Source organism: Brucella sp. NBRC 12953 (assembly GCF_040369775.1).
Taxonomy (GTDB): Bacteria; Pseudomonadota; Alphaproteobacteria; order Rhizobiales; family Rhizobiaceae; genus Brucella; species Brucella pseudogrignonensis.
Genome location: NZ_BAABSV010000010.1, coordinates 25,914 through 44,118 on the forward strand (window position 1 = coordinate 25,914; position 18,205 = coordinate 44,118).

An 18,205-nucleotide genomic window follows, 5' to 3' on the forward strand; every position below is an offset into this window, starting at 1 on the left:
CTAAGTCAGATAGTCGCCAAACAATCTGCCCGTGAGCGGTATTTCACTCACACGTAGGTTTATCTCATACGATCTGAGTCAGTGACTACATGCTCTGCGTTGCGGCAATAATTCGAAATAGACTTTTTCGAAAAGTGCTATTCAGTTTCCGAAAGGGTCGTCTACATTAATTCTGCGGACTGCGGATCGGTGTACATCCTTTCGATCAACATCTCTTGATCGCTGCTGAGAGCGGCATCTCGGCGCTAATGTCGACCGATGAACACGACCTGATATGCTCCACTTCCAACCGCACTGGCCACAGCGTATCAGAGCGCCGTTGTCGTTCATAATCGGGCAGGGGCCAGATAGAATCGAGCCGCCGCTTGTGCGGACCACAGGGAACAGGAAGCCTTCTACGATCGGGTTTCGATATCGCCTGTGGAGCAGTTGTAGGAACGCATGCTCGAAGCAAAGACAAAAATGAGTAACCGTCGTTTCAAAAACTTGACATTTATAATCAGGAATATATTAACCCGTGCCTATATCGGCGATTGAAGCCGAAATCACGACTTAGGGGCATTCAGTTGATAAGTCATAAAGCTCGATCTAATCATGCCGCAATCTATCGAGCCATATGAGAAGTAATGACAGCACTTTTCAATCAAATTTTTCTCAGTCAACGTCGGTCACTTCTAGCGAAGGTTATGAGGATTGTTCGCGATAAGAACGCAGCGGAAGACCTCACACAAGAGATCTATATTCGAGCACGTAAGGCTGTTGATGCAGGATCAGTAGAACATTTAGAAGCCTTTCTCCACCGTACCGCACGCAATCTCGCAATTGATCACATCCGCCATCGTGATATGCGGAAGCGGTTCGAAAACTCGAATGCGACAGAGATTGAGAAAAACAACGTCGCTTCTGATACGCCTTCGCCTGAAACTTACGCGCTGCAGCGTGAAAGACTGCAATTACTAGATAAGGCATTATATGGATTGCCGGAACGTGCGCAGAAAATATGGCTTCTCAGTCGTTTAAATAAGTGGTCCCACAAAGATATTGCCGATCATCTTGGTGTCTCAGCAAATACGGTTTTTAATGATCTCAAGATGGCTATGGGACATTGTCATGATGCGCTTGCCCGCATAGACCGGGAGTAAATATGCCATGCTTATGGAAAGGGAGATTGTGAATTTTCAATTTTTGAAACGTCTTCCTTATTATGGACGTTGCCAAAACAGTTTTGCACGGGTGGTCTGCGGTGAACAACAATAAAGCTGGACACACAGATGGTGAGCCCGAATTATATCAGCATGCCGATCCTGTTCTGGATGCGGCGATGGACTGGTTTATTAAACTGGAAGCGCAGCCAGACGATGCTGATCTGGAATTGACGTTTCAAAAGTGGCTGTCAGCTAATCCGGAACATGCAGAGGCTTTTGCAAAGATAGCCGACATGTGGGATCTGCCGGAACTCGATCAGGCCACAGCGAAACTTAAATCGCTTCACAGCACGGAAACGGCCGATACAAACATCGTTCATTTGCAGCCACCTCATCACAAAAAGCTGCGCAGCTTCATGCAGGCTGCAACGGGCATTGCTGCGGTCCTATTCATCGCAGTGGGCATTTATCAGTATCCGGCTCTGATGCTGGAATGGCGCTCGGATTATCTGACCTATGCGGGACAGCAAAAAACGGTCACGCTTCCGGATGGTTCACAGATGCTTCTCAATACCGCCTCCGCCGTGGCCCTTGATTTTAGGGATGGAAAGCGTGTTGTCAGCCTTTTGCAGGGAGAAGCTTATTTTGACGTACTCAAAGATGATGATCACCCATTCATCGTGACCGCTCAGTTCTCAATCACAGAAGTCAAAGGCACTGCCTTTACCGTGCTGGCGAATGATGACCGCGATATTGTCACGCTGAAGCGCGGTAAGGTTCAGGTAGCCCTTACAGACAATTCTGCCCGATTTGTTGAGTTAACCCCTGGCCAGGAAGTGACGGCGGGACCGGATACGCTTTCTCCGGTTAAGCAGGCCAATATCGAAACCTCATTGGCCTGGCTTAATGGCAGGATGACATTTTCCTCTCAACGGCTCGAAACAGTCGTTGCGCAAGTCGCACGCTATTATCCTCATTCGATTCTTATAACGCGCCAGAGCCTCAGATCAGCATTGGTGAGCGGCGATTACCGCATTGATAACCCTGAAGGAATTCTACGTTCACTTGCAGCGGCTACTGACAGTGACGTCTACCGGCTTCCCGGTGGTATTTTAATTATGAATTAAAAAATCAACTATTTTTGTGAATCTCGCGTCTCCCGTTCGTCAGATGTTGCAGGAGATGGTGTGCCTGAGTTTGCAGCACCGATATTTGACGCAAGAGGGACTAACAGAAATGCAGTTGAGCAACCATTCATGCCCTGGCACTGCCATGAGAGGAACAGGGCGTTGCAGTATCAGGGGCGGCGTGATGTTGTGTCTCATATCAACGACCGTATTAACTGCTGGTGTTTCGGTCATTCCGGTCAATGCCCTTGCACAACAGCAGGAAAACGGTGCAACAAATTTCTCAATTCCCGCGCAGCCATTAAACGAAGCACTCAAAGCCTTTCTCAGAACGACAGGCTGGCAGGTCGGCTTTTCAGCGCAGGTCATTGAGGGCAAGACATCATCGGCTGTCAATGGTTCGATGACTGCCGCCGCAGCACTGAGAACACTGCTCTCAGGCACCAAACTCAATATCCGGATGACAGGCCCCTCAACAGCAGCGTTGACCACCGGTGCATTCTCAGAAAACAGTCCTGACTCGTCAGGCACAACCCTGCTCGAAACAATTACGGTGAGCGGCGGACATGGGGTATTAGGAAGTCATGATGACGCCTACACATCTGCGGGGTCTGTCGCTTACATCTCAAGCGACGAAATAGAGCAAAGAAGAGGCACCTCTGTCGGGGATTTCCTCGGCGGGATTCCCGGCGTTCTCAATGGGGATAGTCGGAATTCGGGCGCGCTTGATGTCAATATTCGTGGGATGCAGGGTCAAGGCCGTGTGCCTGTGGTGATTGACGGCGCATCGCAGGAGCAGACGGTATATCGCGGTTACAATGGCGCGCGATCAGGCAGCTATGTTGATCCGGACCTGATTGGCGAAGTCGCAATCGAGAAAGGGGCAAGCTCGGGCGCTGACGCTACAGGGGCAATTGGTGGCATCGTTCGGATGCAGACTATTTCAGTCGATGACATTTTGCTTCCGGGAAGACAATTCGGCGTGCGCTTGCGCGGCGGCTATAATAGCAACAGTACCTCCGTACCGTCAGTATTCACGGAAGGTGGCATGTTAGGCGGCCGTTTCCCAGAGCGGACGACACCGGTGGTGCGCGATGGTGGCAACATGGACAGGCCGGGTTTGCTTGATCCTACAGGTGGTAACGGCAGTATTGCAGGTGCCTTTACCTCCGAGAATGTGGACTTGGTTGCGGCTTATGCACGGCGTAAAAATGGCAACTATTTTTCGGGAGAGCATGGCAAGGGTCAACCACACTTTGTTGATCTAGGCACAGAGTATGGCTACCAAACAATTGGATATGAAGGACTATCTCCGTGGAAGGGTGGCGAAGAAATCCTGAATACGTCCACTGACAACAAATCATTGTTGTTTAAAGGAAATTTCCGTTTTGGAGATGATCACGCCCTTGAGCTGGGTTACATGGATTTTGACAGCACTTATGGTGAAATTATGCCGACGCGCCTTGGTACTCACACCAGCGCTGTTGGCGGATATCAGTCGGAACTCGATACATTGAATCTGAAAACCTGGACAGCGCGCTATCGTTGGGACCCGGAAAGTGATTTGATTAATCTCAAGGTTGATCTATTCCGCACAGATATGGACCACCGTGCGACCAACTTACTGACTGTGAGTGGGATCACCACAGAAAGCTACAGCTGGTCTCAGACCGTTCGTGACGGTGTGACGGTTTCAAACGAAAGTAAAATCGACGTCGGCCCTGGAAATTTCAAGCTTGAATATGGTGGCGCCTGGCAGCATGAAAAAGTTGGCCTGCCTGATGGCTATGAAGATGATAAATGGACCATCAATCACATCGAGTTCCCGCCTCGAACGGGTTCGAGAACCCAAAAGAGTGCGTTCCTGAACTCAAATTGGGAGATCAACTCTCAGTGGCAGTTCAAGGCTGGCGTTCGATACTCGGATTACAAAACCACTGACCACAACTACACTCTCAAGGCACTTACCTTTTGGCCGAATGCGACTTATGAACTGGTTCCCGGAAAGCAAACATATCGGTCGGGACATGGCTGGTCTAAAAACGTTTCACTAAGCTGGACGCCAACCGATACCATTCAGCTCTATGGGCGTTATTCTGATGCAATAAGACTGCCGACTATATTTGAATCAATAAAAGGCTTTTCGACTGGCCTGATGCCCGATGAACTGATGCCAGAACGCGCAAAGACGTTTGAAGTAGGTGCAAACAAGTCGTTCGAAAATGTCATATCCGAAAATGACATGCTTCGAACGCACATTGCATATTATGATAGTGATATTGATAATTATCTGACGCGTTCAAATGTTCCCTATAATATCCCTGGCGGCACCAGCGTTATCGGCTCGCTGGGCATGGTCAACCTGGAAAACGCACGCATGTCAGGCATCGAGGTCAGCGCTGACTATGAACGTGGACCATTGTCGGCACGATTGTCGTGGAACCATGCAATCAAGTCGCGGTTCTGCGCAAAACCTGGCACTCTCCATCGCATTGACAACCTGTGCTCCGAGGGAGGCTTTGCAAACAGTTACGCATTGCAGCATGTTCCGCCGAAAGACACAGTCTCAATGCAGCTGAGTTACAGAATGTTTGAGGAGCGTCTCACCCTGGGTACACGTGTCAGCTATTACTCTGACCGCTTTGTTAAAAGCAAAGCAGATTCCACGAGTGAAATTCAGCCCGGCAATTGGGAGCCCTATACGCTTGTCGATGTATTTGGCAGCTATAAGTTCGATGAAACGAAGCAGCTCGATTTTGCGATCGATAATCTGACGGACCGCTACTATATGGATGCGCTCAATGCAGCTCTCATGCCCGGGCCTGGGCGTACCTTCAGGTTGAATATGACTGCAAAGTTCTAGCTGCAATATTGGAAGTTGCGGGATGTTTCGATGTTCTAATCCGAGATTATTCTGCGGCAAATTAACAAGGATGAAACCAAGGTAGCGAAGATCTGTAATTTGCTGAGTGTATCAAGACCTGAAAAATCGAGTTCGAATGCTTTCCTGGACGAAAAGTCAGAGTGACGAATGGGCGCTGACGTCTGGCAGGAGACGCATAGCCGGGTTCTTATGCACGAAATTGGCAGTCGGCACGTAGAAAGGCTTAAGCTTCCAGCGCTGCCGGAAGGTGCGTTTTGATACACAGAACTGTTGCGTGTCGACATCTCGCGGCTCTGTTGCAAAAATTTCATTTGAACGGAGCATGGCTTAACTCTGGACATACTTATGATGCGAGTGCTTCGAACTGTTGTTTGATAGAGAGTGGCTTTGCAGCTGAAATGATGCCTTGTTGTTTGCGCATCATGTGAATGAGTTCGACAAGTTTTCTTGTCGAACTCTTGTTGTAAAAGGGTAGGGCGGTTTAGCCTTTAGGCTTCGGAGAACTCGAGAATTGTCCCGCTTGCGTCGACAGGTGCGATGATTATTCCGTTGCTTGTTGTCGTATAGGTAATGTTGTTCCCATCGAGCGCTGCACGCGTTTTGGAAAGTGCTGTGACCTGAACGCGTAGTGATGCAAATGCTCCTTGTGGCGTTGCATTCACAACAGCTTTTCCGTAAATGCTCTCGGCCGCTTCGCGGTCATAAACGATGATCGCAGCAGAGCGCGGGCCGGTATAAACCTGCCAGTGCCCATCCTCCTGGTTTGCAGTGCCAACGGAAAATAGGCGAGCGAAGCCCTCGGCTGTTGCTTCAGGCTGGTCCGAGATTGCAATGATTGCTGCAAGCCCATTCGCGCCATTCGCATGTTCGATCAATTCCGGCAGCCAGACCGTTTCGTGCGTTTTGTGCTGGCACATGAAGACCATGCCCTGCGGCACTTCGCTATCAGCGAAAGAAACCGTTTCGAACGCGGCGACACCCTCACCGCCGCCTGGCAGTTCGACAGGGCGTGAAAACGCTCCTACGTCTCCTGTCTTCAGGCCCAGTTCAGTCAGTTCCTTCTTTGCGTCACTCGCACTGGCTATACGACAGGCAATCGCGTGCAGACCTTCGCCTTGTGCCGCAAGTTTTTCGCGCTGATGTAGATTTCCGTCGGTTTCAGAAACGATGCCAAGAAGCTCAAAATAATCATCCGGGAACATGATCGTATAATTCCCGGTACCCTTTTCTTTGCTGTGCAGGCCGCGTGGACTAAGAGTAAAGCCAAAACGGCGATATTGCTCGGCACTTTTCTCCAGATCGTTGACAAGAAGAAAGACGTGGTCAACTCCGTTGACGGGATGCGACATGCGATATTCCTTTGTTATGCTTGGATGAAGACCTTATCGGGAAACCCAAGGCTGGTCTTGCTCGGACTAGAGTGTGCTGGTGACAGGCGAGAATAGTGGCGTAAGGGACGTGGCCTCGTCACAGTTGCGGGAAAACGGATCACAGACAAGCTCGATTGCAGAAAATCGACACTTATTAACGCAGAAATTGCGGTATATTTTACCAAATTGAAAAAGAATATTAGTTTATATTGACAATTATAATAGAGATTCTAGCATAAGAATGCTTGCAGCCAATATTATAGCAAGAAAAGAGCTTTGCTGAATGATTTCAGGGGCTTGAACAATAATGGGACGTGGGGGAAAAGAGGCTGGAAAAGCCCTCCTCAAAGTTCTTCAGGGGAACACAGAATGCATATCAGAAAAGCCGGCCTTGGCCTGTTTCTCGTTGCCTTTTCGCTTGCAACGGCATCCTCCCATGCGGAAGATGTGAAGCGTGGCGGCACGGTCATTGTCCATATGAACACTGAACAGGGTGTTCTCAATCCAGCGCTTCGTGCCTCTACGGGGGTTTATCAGATCACGGGTCGTATTATGGAGCCGTTGATTGATCGGACCTATGAGGGTTACGTGCCCGTATTGGCCACGAGCTGGTCTTCTTCAGAAGATGGTAAGGCCATCACGTTCAAGCTGCGCGAGAATGTGCGTTGGCATGATGGTCAGCCGTTCACCTGCGAGGACGTTTCGTTCAGCGCGATGAATCTTTGGAAAAAACTGCTTAACTATTCAACGACGCTTCAGGCCAATCTGGAATCCGTCGATTGCACCGATCCTCACACGGCAGTTTTCAACTATTCAAAGCCGATGCCGCTGGACCTGCTGGTTGCAGCAATGCCAGATCTCGGCCATCCGGTGCCCAAGCATCTTTATGAAGGCACGGATATTCTCAAGAATAAATATAATTCCGCACCTGTCGGAACGGGCCCATTCAAGTTCGTAGAATATGAGCGCGGCCAGCATATCATTGCAGAACGCAATGATGATTACTGGCGCGGCAAGGAATACCCTTATCTCGATCGTGTTGTATGGCGTTTCATGCCTGATAAGGCAGCCGCTGCGGCAGCGCTTGAAGCAGGCGAGATGATGGAAACTGGCTTTAACGGCATTTCCATGTCAGATACTGAGCGTCTTCAGAAAGATGGCCGTTTCGACACGGGAACGAAGGGCTTTGAAAACAACGTTGCCCATTCGACCGTTGAATTCAATCTGCGCAATCCGATCCTCGCCAATCTGAAAGTGCGTCAGGCCATTTATCACGCGCTCGATATTGATTTTGCGATCAGGAACATCATGCGCGGCTATGCCAAGCCAGGTCGAGGCCCAATTCCAAGCTCAGGTGGCGCAAATTACACTGACGATGTTCAGACCTATGCGTACGACGTCGAAAAGGCAAAACAGCTGCTTGATGAAGCTGGCTATCCGGCAGGTCCTGATGGCATCCGCTTCAAGCTCCGTCACCGTCCTGCGCCATGGGGCGAATATACGCAGCTCTGGGCTGAATATTATGCGCAAGCCATGAAGGAAGTTGGCATCGACGTGGAAATCCTGACGAATGATGCGCCGGGCTTCCTCAATGGTGTTTATCGTGACCATGATTTCGATACAGCAAGTGGCTGGCACCAGTTCCGTTCGGATCCGGCCGTTTCCACCACCGTCTGGCTGCGCTCAGGCGCGCCTGTCGGTACGGCATGGTCAAACCAGTTCGATTACAAATCGGATGAAATGGATCAGCTGATCGATCAGGCCGCTTCCGAGCTGGATCCGGCCAAGCGTGCTGACCTTTATCATCAGATTCAGAAGCTGGAGATGAAGGACCTTCCTGTTATCTTCGCAATCGAACATCCGTTTGTTGGTGTGACCAACAAGGTGTTGAAGAACCATCACAATACACCGCGCTGGGATTCTTCAAGCTGGTACGATCTCTGGATCGATCAATAGTCTCAATCAGGCTGTTGCCGGTTTCCGGCAACAGCTTTTTTCTTCCCGACAGCAGAAACTGCGTCTGAATATCTGCAGGATATTTCTCAATGCCCCTGCCTCCAATCCTGACCTTTGCGCTCCGGCGTATCTTGCAGGCGATACCGGTCATTCTCCTCATCATGATTGGCTCGTTTCTCCTTATCAAACTTGCCCCCGGTGACACGGTTGACGCATTGGTGGGCGATATGGGAGGGGCTGACCCGCAATTTGTTGCAAGTCTGCGTGCCGACTATGGTCTTGACCAGTCTGTATGGGTTCAACTTTGGATTTACATGACAAAGCTGGCCCAGTTCGACTTCGGCTGGTCCTATGTTTATGAACTGCCGGTACGAGATGTTTTAATATCCCGTCTGGTGCCGACACTGCTGCTGATGGTTTCGTCGCTTTCGATAGCCTTCATTTTTGGCATAGCACTCGGCGCCTTCGCGGCAAGACGGGCGTATTCGTTGACAGATAATGCCATCTCGACGCTCGGCCTGATCTGCTACGCAATGCCGAGCTTTTTCCTCAGCCTTATTCTGATGTTTGTATTCTCGGTAAAGCTTGGCTGGCTCCCGGTTGGTGGTTACAAAACCATCGCAGGTTTTTACACGGGCTGGAAGAATGTCTGGGATATAACCGTGCATCTCGTCATGCCGACAACGGCACTGTCGCTGATTTACGTTGCTTTCTATATGCGGCTGATGCGCACCAGTGTCCTCGAAGTCGAAAGCCTCGATTATGTTCGTACCGCTCGCGCCAAAGGTGCGAGCAACGCACGAGTGATGTTTCATCACATCATGCGCAACGCCTTTCTGCCGGTCGTAACGCTGCTCGGACTTCAATTCTCGACTGTGCTTGGTGGTTCAGTGGTGATCGAAACGATTTTCTCGCTGCCCGGCCTTGGCCAGTTGGCTTACACTTCTGTGATAAAGCGCGATCTCAACACGTTGATGGGGATTATCTTCCTATGCTCAGTGCTCGTGGTGATCGTGAATTTCATCACCGATCTTATCTATGCGCGGCTTGATTCCAGGATCGAACTGTCATGACGTCTCAAGACCTTACTCTTCCTCGCCCCCAAGCCTCGCGTGCCCGCATTTTGTGGCAGCGTTTTAGTCGTAACCGTGCTGCTGTGTTGGGGCTTGTTCTGTTTATTGCAGTGGTGATGATCGCAATTTTAGCCGGGGTCATCACGCCCGGCGATCCTCTGCGTCGCGTGGGCGATCCGCTTACATGGCCATTCGCTAATGCCGCAACGCCGCTGGGAACCGATCAGCTTGGGCGCGATATTATGGCGGGCATATTTCACGGCGCACGCATTTCGTTGCTGATTGGCGTTGTTGCTACCATGATTTCGATTGTCATCGGCGTCATTATTGGCGCAGTTGCCGGTTATTATGGCGGCTGGGTTGATGACGCACTCATGCGGGTGACGGAAGCTTTCCAGACCGTGCCTAGCTTTGTGCTTCTGCTGACACTGGTGGCAATTTTCGGATCATCGATCGAAAATATCATCATTTGCATCGGCATTGTTTCGTGGACCGCACCTGCGCGAATGGTTCGCGCGGAATTCATGGCTCTGCGTAATCGTGAGTTTGTCGATGCAGCTCGCAATCTCGGTGTCGGTAATCTGTCGATCATCTTCCGCGAAATCCTTCCCAATGCCTTGCCGCCGGTCGTCGTCTTTGCATCGGTGGTCATGGCAACTTCCATTCTCATGGAAAGCGCACTGGCATTTCTCAGCCTCGGCGATCCCAATTATGCGAGCTGGGGCAATATGATCGGTCAGGGTCGCGCAGTGCTGCGAACCGACTGGTTCTGCTCGGTTGTTCCTGGCATTGCCATCCTGCTCACCGTGCTTTCTTTCAGCCTGCTTGGCGAAGGGCTTAATGACGCGCTCAACCCAAGGCAGAAGAAGAAATGACTGCGGCTCCTGTTCTAGAAATTCAGAACCTGCAAATCGCTTTGCCTGAGGGCGCGGATCGTCCCTTCGCATTGCAGGATCTGACGTTGACCATCAGTCCGGGCGAAATCCTCTGCCTTGTTGGGGAAAGCGGCTCGGGTAAATCCCTGTCGGCAGGCGCGATCATGCGGCTTTTGCCAGAACCACATGTGCGGGTCACCCGTGGCTCAATCAGGCTCGAAGGAACTGAGCTTTATTCGCTGACCGAAGGCGACATGAAAAAGCTGCGCGGCGACCGCATTGGTATGATTTTTCAAGAGCCAATGACTGCACTCAACCCACAAAAGACCGTGGGATGGCAGATCGATGAGGTGCTACGTCTACATAGGAAGCTCAGCCGCAAGGAGCGTCGTGTGGCTGTGCTCGACATGTTGGGTGAAGTCAAAATTCCTGATCCGATGTCAGCATATAATGCCTATCCGCATCAGATTTCCGGTGGTCAGCGCCAGCGTGTCATGATCGCCATGGCGCTTATCCTGAAACCGCGCCTTATCATTGCCGATGAACCGACAACTGCACTCGATGTCACCACACAAGCGCAAATTCTGAAGCTGATCCGGGATCTTCAACGCGAACACAATACCGGCATTTTATTCATCACCCACGACTTTGGCGTGGTGGCGGAAATAGCGGATCGTGTTGCAGTGCTTCGTCTTGGTCAACTGGTCGAAGAGGGACCTGCCCAGGAAGTCCTCAACAACCCGCAGCATCCCTACACTCAGGCGCTAATCGCATCGGTTCCAGCGCTGACGCCACCAGAGGTGAAGCAATCAGTCCATAGCCAGCCTGTCATTCTGAAAGCCAGCGACCTGCGTAAGACTTTCAAGGCGCAAGGTGGTTTGTTCAGCGGCAAGCGCAGCGCTGTGCCTGCCGTCAAAGACTTGTCGTTTGAACTGAGGCAGGGTGAGACGCTGGGCGTGGTTGGTGAAAGCGGATCGGGGAAAACCACAGTTTCGCGGATTGTGACACGACTTCTTGCAGCTGACAGCGGCAAAGTCGATGTGAATGGCCGTGATTTTCTGAGCGTAAACGCACGTGAAGTTCGCGCCATGCGCAAAGATATTCAAATGGTCTTTCAGGATCCGATGGCATCACTCAACCCCCGTCGCCGCGTCGTTGACCTGATTGCACAGGGACCAATTGTCCATGGTATGCCAAAAAAGCAGGCGCATGCGAAGGCGCGTGAACTGCTCGAACTGGTCGAGCTTTCACATGCTGCTGCGGATCGCTTTCCGCATGAATTCTCCGGTGGTCAGCGTCAACGCATCGGCATCGCCCGTGCGCTGGCACTTGAGCCGCGCATTATCGTGGCAGATGAACCGGTTTCCGCACTTGATGTCTCGGTTCAGGCACAGGTTCTGCGCTTGCTGGCTGATCTGCGTGAAAGGCTGAACCTTTCATTGTTGTTTGTAACGCATGATCTGCGTGTTGCCGCCCAGCTCTGCGACCGCATCATCGTTATGTCGAAGGGCGAAATCGCTGAAGAAGGGCCAACTGCTGAAGTCTTCGCCAATCCGCAGCATGAATATACTCAGCGCCTGCTTGCCTCTATTCCTGGCAAGAACTGGACGCCTCCTCGCTCCAACAGCGCAGAATGAAAGCGCCAGACATTATGGAAAATATCCAGTTCCCACCATCTATCTGGGCTGCAACAGCCCCGGCCCGTAAGCCCGCATTGCCCCTAAGCAGCGATACTGAGGCAGATGTCGTTATCGTGGGCGGTGGTTTCACCGGCCTTTCGGCAGCGTTACACCTTGCCAGGCGTGGCAAGCGTGTGCTTTTGCTTGAAGGCAAAGCAGTGGGCTGGGGAGCGTCCGGGCGCAACAATGGTCAGGTCATTCCGACCATGACCGCTGCTGAACCTGATGCAATTGCCAAACGCTACGGAATGTCGGGTGAACGTTTTGCAAAGCTGATCGGTAGCAGTGCGGATATTCTGTTTTCCATCGTGCGTGAGGAAAACATCGAGACAGAAGCAGAGCAAACCGGCTGGTTCCAGCCTGCGCACTCACCAGGACGGGTCCAGCTTTCAAAAGCGCGTGTTGAAGCGTGGAAACGTTTTGGTTTTCCGGCTGAATATCTCGATAGCGCGGCGACCTCCAAGCTTCTAGGCAGCGATTTCTGGTATGGCGGCATGTTCAATCCGACTGGTGGCCATATCAATCCGCTGGCTCTTGCCCGTGGATTGGCAGCCGCCGCTGAACGCCATGGCGCAGTTATTCATGAACAAAGCCCTGTTACTTCCTATGAGCGCAAGGGCGATCATTGGGAAGTGCGTACTGACAATGCAACGGTTCGTGCAAAAGGTTTTCTGCTTGCGACCAACACCTATACGGGTGAGTTGCGCGAAAAGCTTGCGCCACGTCTGGCGCGCACTATCGTGCCTGTTCTCTCATGGCAGATGGCGACAACGCCGGTCAGCGACAGCCTCCGCGCGACGATCCTTCCCGGTCGCCAGGCGGTCTCCGACACGCGTGGGGATCTGCGCTTTTTCCGTTATGACGCACGCAATCGTCTGATTACCGGCGGTGTGGTGATGGGCGATTACAATGTTGCAGAACGTGTGAAGCATAAGGCTGCACGCAATCTTGCAGAGGCTTTCCCGGCGCTTGGCGAGCCAGAAATGACCCACGTCTGGAGCGGCTATATCGGTATGACGTGGGACCGCTTTCCGCGTGTTCACCAACTCGGCAAGGATGGCTGGGCTTGGATCGGCTGCAATGGCCGGGGTGTGGCACTCGGTACAGCACTTGGACGCGAGATAGCACGAGCACTGGACGGCGAGCCGGTTGAGGAACTTGCATTGCCAGTTTCAGAGGCGGAACCGCTACCTTTCCATAGAATTGCAAGGAAGATCGCACCGTTCTATCTCGCATGGTTGCGCCGCAAAGATCTCAAAGAGCCTAATCTCTGAGCTGACTATTCAACATTCATGTGAAAGGTAGATCCATGAATCAAATGCCAATTCTTGAACGTCGCCGGATTGAGGCACTCGTTCTGAAAAATGTCTATGAGGTTCTTCGCGAGCGGTCGGGCGAAGAAGAGGCTCAGGCTGCAATCGGCGAAGCTGTGACCCGTTCAGCAATCGAACAAGGGAAAAACTTCGCGGAAGAACTTGGCCGGACGCCTGATCTTCAGGACTTTGCCGATATTCTCCCACTCTGGACCAAGGATAATGCGCTGGAAATTGAAGTGTTGTCTCAGGGGAAGGGTCATTTCGATTTCAATGTGAAACGTTGCCGCTATTCGGAAATGTATCGCGATATGGGATTGGGTGAGATTGGCCATCTGCTGTCCTGCAATCGTGATGGCGATTTCTGCATCGGCTATAATCCAGAAATGAAGCTGGAGCGCACACAGACCATCATGAAGGGCGCAAGCCATTGCGATTTCCGTTATAGCCTTGATACCAACCAACAGGGAGCCTGATATGCCGGTTGAAAACTGGACCTCGAACCAGCTTGACGATCTGATTGCCTTCCGCCGTGATCTACATGAAAATCCGGAACTGCTTTATGATGTGAATCGTACTGCGGAAAAAGTGGCAGAAGCATTGCGTGCGGCTGGCCTTGATGAAGTGGTAACCGGGATTGGCCGCACAGGTGTCGTCGGTGTCATTCGTGGACAGACCAACAATTCTGGTCGCGCTGTCGCTCTGCGTGCTGATATGGATGCGCTGCCGATTTTTGAAGAGACCGGTGCGGAATGGTCATCGAAGGTTCCGGGGAAAATGCACGCCTGCGGCCATGATGGTCACACCACCATGCTTCTGGGCGCAGCACGCGAACTGGCTCAAAGCCGCGCCTTTGATGGCACCGTCATTGTCATTTTCCAGCCTGCCGAAGAAGGTGGCGCGGGTGCAAAAGCCATGATCGATGACGGTCTTTTCAAACGCTGGCCCGTTAATGAAGTTTACGGCATGCACAACCGTCCCAATCTTGAAGTTGGCAACTTCACGATTAGCTCCGGCCCAATCATGGGTTCGGTGGATGTGATCGACATCGTAATCGACGGTGTGGGCGGTCACGCCGCATCGCCGCATCATACGATTGATCCAATTCCAGTGACGGCTGCGCTTATTCAGGCCATTCAAACGCTGACTGCCCGAACAATCGATCCGTTGGATTCTGCTGTTATTTCGATCACCACCATACATGGCGGTGATGCTTTCAACGTTATTCCGCAGTCGATCAAGCTAACCGGAACAGTGCGCACCTTGCGTGAAGAAGTACGGGATCATGTCGAAGAGCGTCTAACTCGTGCTGTGCAGGGTATAGCGGATGCTTTTGGGGCAAAGGCCACACTCGATTATCAGCGTAATTATCCTGTGACGGTCAACCACGAGCATGAAACTGAGCTGGCAGCTCTTGCAGCTGAAGCCGTAGCAGGTGCAGAACGCGTGACGCGTGACATGCCGGCAACTCTTGGTGGTGAAGACTTTGCATTCATGCTCAATGAAGTGCCGGGCGCGATGATCAACATTGGTAATGGCCCCAGCGCCAATCTGCATCATCCCAAGTATGACTTTAATGATGACGTTATAGCTTGGGGCTCTTCTTACTGGACGACACTGGTACGCCAGCGTTTGCCTGCCTGATGGTTTCTATTTCGCGGTTCTCCACTTTCGGAGTGCTTTGGCGATTGGACTTCCCCTTCAAGAATGGAGGGCTTCTGTCAGACAAGACTGACAGGAGCCTTAGAATTGAAGCAGCGAGAATTTACAGGAGAATTCAAACGCGAAGCCGTTCGGATTTTAACGACGAGTGGTCGAGGCATTTCATCGGTTGCCGAGGACCTTGGCATTGGCAAATTAACACTTGACCGCTGGCGTCGTAATTTTGCTGAGTAAGATTTACTCTCCGCTCCGCATGAAGGCATGAGCCTGGAGCTTGCCCGGCTTCGTAAAGAAAACGAGCTTCTACGACAGGAACGAGATTTAGTAGAAAAGCGACGGCTCATTTCGAAAGACGACGGGCGGCAGCGTGCCTTAAATCAGCGCCGCTCAAGTCGTGAAGCTCACCTGGTCCGCGTTTGCGTTGTCAGATCGAGACGCCATCTTCACTTTCATTGAGGCGGAGAATCCCTCATCTGCAATCATGGTCGACGATCGGATCGTCGCGGCTGCTCGTCGCCCAATTGATTTTCCGGCGAGTGGTTGGGTTGGCAGAATTGCCGGGACGCGGGAACTGGTTATAACGGTACCCCATACGTCGTGGCTTATGCTATAACACAATCGGCCGTTCGTATCCTCCGCCGACTTCATGGCGCACGGGAATGGCCTGACATGATCCCGACCAGCTAAGCTTCCAACTTTGTTTCTGGGATCAACGGCGCGCCAATTCGCTTCTCTCCAAGATCAATGGGCGATACTGCCGTTGAGGAGGGGCAATCGTCAAAAATCTGGACGGGCAATCATGCAGATTATAATCCTTCATCACGCGATGAATCCGCTTGGCATTTGACGATGAACAGCCCTGTTCACGGGCCATGCGCCGCAGAAGGTTGTGATGGGATCGACGCCGCTCCGACGGCCTTAATGTGGCAGAATGGATGCGTTGAGCACCATTGTGGAGGATGCGTCCATGGAAGAGATTACTAGGGTTGGTTTAAACCGCCTGTCCACACATTATCTTGACATGATTTCGAACAGAGGGGCTGTTTTTTCGGACAGCCTATTCGGACTAAGTGAGCCTATACCGTGCACCTCTGGCTACGTCCGCGTCTCAACAACCGGCCAAATCACGGAAAAACAGATCCAGGAAATCGAAGCCGCCGGCTTTCAAGTCGAGCCGCGCCGGATCGTCACTGAAAGATTTCCGGCAGCACAGCCATCGCGCAACGTCGCGGCTTTTCCCGGTTGTTGGATACGCTGGAGTCCGGAGACATCCTCATCGTCATCAAGCTCGACCGCCCTGGTTGTGATGCTATCGATGTAAGCAGTACCGTCAAAGCACTCGCGGAAATGGACGTGAAGGTCTATTGACTCGCACTCGGCGGGGCCGACCGCCATTTTGGGGGTTCACGGTCCGTTCGACCTTAGCGTACTGTTTTGCACTGCTCTTGTTCCGACCCAGTCAAGACAGTTTCAGCGTCCGATACTGTGGAAAAGTTCGTTTTCCGTTAAGAAATCCACTATCTACGCGCAAGTCAATTTCAGCGTGGATAAGTCGCTGAAATCACGGGTTTACCCACACAGGGCCGGGGGGGGGCGACCAGGCGAAGCGCCGACATTATACAGAAGCCGCCCAGGGATCGATGACCTCCAGTCCTGCGGCTCGAAACGGGCTAGTATCGCGGGTCGCCACAATAAAGCCATGGGCTGCAGCAGTAGCCGCGATGTAGCCGTCAGCGTTGGCGATAGCCTTACCAGACGTCCGCGCTTGTGCCATCAGATCGGCGTAGTGCTTGGACGTGGCCAGGTCGAAGGCCAGGACGCGGCCAGCGAAGGCTGGCAAAACCTCGTGCTCCAGTCTTTGCTGATAAATCGTGCGGCGCTTCCCCTTTGGCATCGCCGCAAGGCTATAGCGCAGCTCGGCAACAGTGAGGGCAGATAGGTAAAGCGTTTCAATGGCCTGTGCATCGAACCACGTCAGCGCGTCGGGGTGTGGCTCGACTTTCCACATCTCGGAAATCACGTTGGTGTCGATGACAATCATTCAAACCTCATCGGTTCGGCCGGCGTCTTGTCGCGCACACTGTCAAATACGGCGTGCTCTTCATCCGTCAGGCCGCCGGCCTCGCGGGCGATGGACGCCAGCAAGGAACCCAGCTTGACGCGCTTGGGCGGTCGAGCGGCGGTTTCGAGAATTTCGCGGATTTCCGCCTCGGTGCTACGGCCGTGGTGGGCGGCGCGTACACGAAGCGCCCGATGCACAGCGTCGGGCAGATTTCTAACGGTCACATTCGCCATTTGATGACACTCCTGCATTATGATATCTTTGATATCATAATATACAAAGTGATATCAATCCGCAAGCTTGAAACGCTTAAGTTGACCTGGCCGAGCCTCATCCCTCTACGTTTGCCGGTCAAGTAACGGCGCGCGTCTTGCATAGCCTGTATGACGTGGTACACGCGGTTGGAAAAGCTACCCCTGAAGATTGGAAGGGCGCTTTAGAATTGCTTTCGAAGATTGAAAAAAAAGATTTTTCTTATCAGTTGGAGAGCAAGGCGCTAAATATCCAGAAAGCTGACCCGGATGTTATGAGAGATCCGGTACTGATGGGTGAAATTAACGCTCGTTTAGAAGAAATACTTGTTGCACAGTATAAGTCACCTGAAGGTTTTAGAGACGCTTAATTCTTCTGATTTCTCATTGCTTGACTCATAGGTATCAAATGCAAGTCGAGTTTCAAAAACGGCCCAATGGCGGATGTTAATACTGCACCCGCTCATCCCTGTCCGACGTGCAGCAAGGCCTTGCGCCTTGTCAGGGGAAGCAATGTCTTTTTTTGGGGGCTGTTCGGATCGCGAGTGCAAGACCACGTTGCCCGATGTCAAAGGCAAGCCGGGAGAGGGTAAGCCACCGCGTCCCTTGAGCGGCTTTAGCTGTACGGCGTGTGGAAAGCCACTGACCCGCATGCGCGGCATGGGCAAGCCCAAGCAAAAAGGGCAGCAACCCCGTCCATGCGATTTTTATAGCTGTAGCGGATTTCCAAAGTGCAAGACCAGCATCAATACCAGAGTGGACGGCACGCCCGCTTTCGGTGACCGCAAAACATCTCAGAAGCGAACAT

Annotated in this window: 15 protein-coding genes and 3 pseudogenes; 14 read left to right on the forward strand and 4 right to left on the reverse strand. The window is 52.1% G+C overall.

Annotated elements, in window-relative coordinates; genetic code table 11:
• Positions 1–626: 626 nt before the first annotated feature.
• From ABWV94_RS20050 to ABWV94_RS20060, 3 genes are all read left to right on the forward strand, one after another.
• A complete protein-coding gene (locus ABWV94_RS20050) occupies positions 627–1,142 on the forward strand; it encodes an RNA polymerase sigma factor (RefSeq protein ID WP_353415124.1) in 516 nt (171 codons plus the stop codon).
• 62 nt (positions 1,143–1,204) lie between these two features.
• On the forward strand, positions 1,205–2,272 hold the full coding sequence (locus ABWV94_RS20055) for a FecR family protein (protein ID WP_353415125.1): 1,068 nt from the start codon (positions 1,205–1,207) through the stop codon (positions 2,270–2,272).
• Positions 2,273–2,381: 109 nt separating this feature from the next.
• A complete protein-coding gene (locus tag ABWV94_RS20060) occupies positions 2,382–5,135 on the forward strand; it encodes a TonB-dependent receptor (protein ID WP_353415126.1) in 2,754 nt (917 codons plus the stop codon).
• A gap of 156 nt (positions 5,136–5,291) precedes the next feature.
• Here ABWV94_RS20060 and ABWV94_RS20065 read toward each other — a convergent pair whose 3' ends face one another.
• Both ABWV94_RS20065 and ABWV94_RS20070 read right to left on the reverse strand, forming a co-directional pair.
• A complete protein-coding gene (locus ABWV94_RS20065; RefSeq protein ID WP_353415127.1) occupies positions 5,292–5,480 on the reverse strand; it encodes a hypothetical protein in 189 nt (62 codons plus the stop codon).
• 164 nt (positions 5,481–5,644) lie between these two features.
• A complete protein-coding gene (locus ABWV94_RS20070; protein ID WP_353415128.1) occupies positions 5,645–6,505 on the reverse strand; it encodes a VOC family protein in 861 nt (286 codons plus the stop codon).
• A 390-nt stretch (positions 6,506–6,895) separates the two neighbouring features.
• On the opposite strand from ABWV94_RS20070, the gene ABWV94_RS20075 reads away from it, so the two are divergent.
• The 10 genes and pseudogenes from ABWV94_RS20075 to ABWV94_RS20120 all read left to right on the forward strand — a co-directional run.
• Complete coding sequence (locus ABWV94_RS20075; RefSeq protein ID WP_353415129.1) at positions 6,896–8,482, forward strand: ABC transporter substrate-binding protein; 1,587 nt, start codon at positions 6,896–6,898, stop codon at positions 8,480–8,482.
• 89 nt (positions 8,483–8,571) lie between these two features.
• A complete protein-coding gene (locus ABWV94_RS20080) occupies positions 8,572–9,555 on the forward strand; it encodes an ABC transporter permease (RefSeq protein WP_353415130.1) in 984 nt (327 codons plus the stop codon).
• Positions 9,552–10,430 (forward strand): ABC transporter permease, encoded by an 879-nt coding sequence (locus tag ABWV94_RS20085; RefSeq protein WP_353415131.1) that lies wholly within the window; start codon positions 9,552–9,554, stop codon positions 10,428–10,430. Before ABWV94_RS20080 ends, ABWV94_RS20085 begins: the two co-directional genes overlap by 4 nt.
• Positions 10,427–12,067, forward strand: coding sequence for an ABC transporter ATP-binding protein (locus tag ABWV94_RS20090; RefSeq protein ID WP_353415132.1), 1,641 nt, complete (start codon positions 10,427–10,429; stop codon positions 12,065–12,067). Before ABWV94_RS20085 ends, ABWV94_RS20090 begins: the two co-directional genes overlap by 4 nt.
• A gap of 14 nt (positions 12,068–12,081) precedes the next feature.
• Entirely contained in the window at positions 12,082–13,383 is a 1,302-nt protein-coding gene (locus ABWV94_RS20095) for an NAD(P)/FAD-dependent oxidoreductase (protein WP_502905201.1), read from the forward strand.
• 35 nt (positions 13,384–13,418) lie between these two features.
• On the forward strand, positions 13,419–13,898 hold the full coding sequence (locus tag ABWV94_RS20100; protein ID WP_353415134.1) for an L-2-amino-thiazoline-4-carboxylic acid hydrolase: 480 nt from the start codon (positions 13,419–13,421) through the stop codon (positions 13,896–13,898).
• A gap of 1 nt (position 13,899) precedes the next feature.
• Positions 13,900–15,066 (forward strand): M20 aminoacylase family protein, encoded by a 1,167-nt coding sequence (locus ABWV94_RS20105; protein WP_353415135.1) that lies wholly within the window; start codon positions 13,900–13,902, stop codon positions 15,064–15,066.
• Between the two features lie 87 nt (positions 15,067–15,153).
• Positions 15,154–15,417, forward strand: a pseudogene (locus ABWV94_RS20110) (transposase); the annotation flags it as partial.
• Positions 15,418–15,478: 61 nt separating this feature from the next.
• Positions 15,479–15,771 (forward strand): annotated as a pseudogene (locus ABWV94_RS20115) (type II toxin-antitoxin system RelE/ParE family toxin).
• A gap of 391 nt (positions 15,772–16,162) precedes the next feature.
• Positions 16,163–16,449, forward strand: a pseudogene (locus tag ABWV94_RS20120) (recombinase family protein); the annotation flags it as partial.
• Positions 16,450–16,699: 250 nt separating this feature from the next.
• Here ABWV94_RS20120 and ABWV94_RS20125 read toward each other — a convergent pair.
• Together ABWV94_RS20125 and ABWV94_RS20130 are read right to left on the reverse strand one after the other, a co-directional pair.
• Entirely contained in the window at positions 16,700–17,125 is a 426-nt protein-coding gene (locus ABWV94_RS20125; RefSeq protein WP_353415136.1) for a type II toxin-antitoxin system VapC family toxin, read from the reverse strand.
• A complete protein-coding gene (locus ABWV94_RS20130) occupies positions 17,122–17,379 on the reverse strand; it encodes a FitA-like ribbon-helix-helix domain-containing protein (RefSeq protein ID WP_353415137.1) in 258 nt (85 codons plus the stop codon). Before ABWV94_RS20130 ends, ABWV94_RS20125 begins: the two co-directional genes overlap by 4 nt.
• Positions 17,380–17,534: 155 nt before the next feature.
• On the opposite strand from ABWV94_RS20130, the gene ABWV94_RS20135 reads away from it, so the two are divergent.
• A complete protein-coding gene (locus ABWV94_RS20135) occupies positions 17,535–17,768 on the forward strand; it encodes a hypothetical protein (RefSeq protein WP_353415138.1) in 234 nt (77 codons plus the stop codon).
• Positions 17,769–18,205 lie beyond the last annotated feature (437 nt).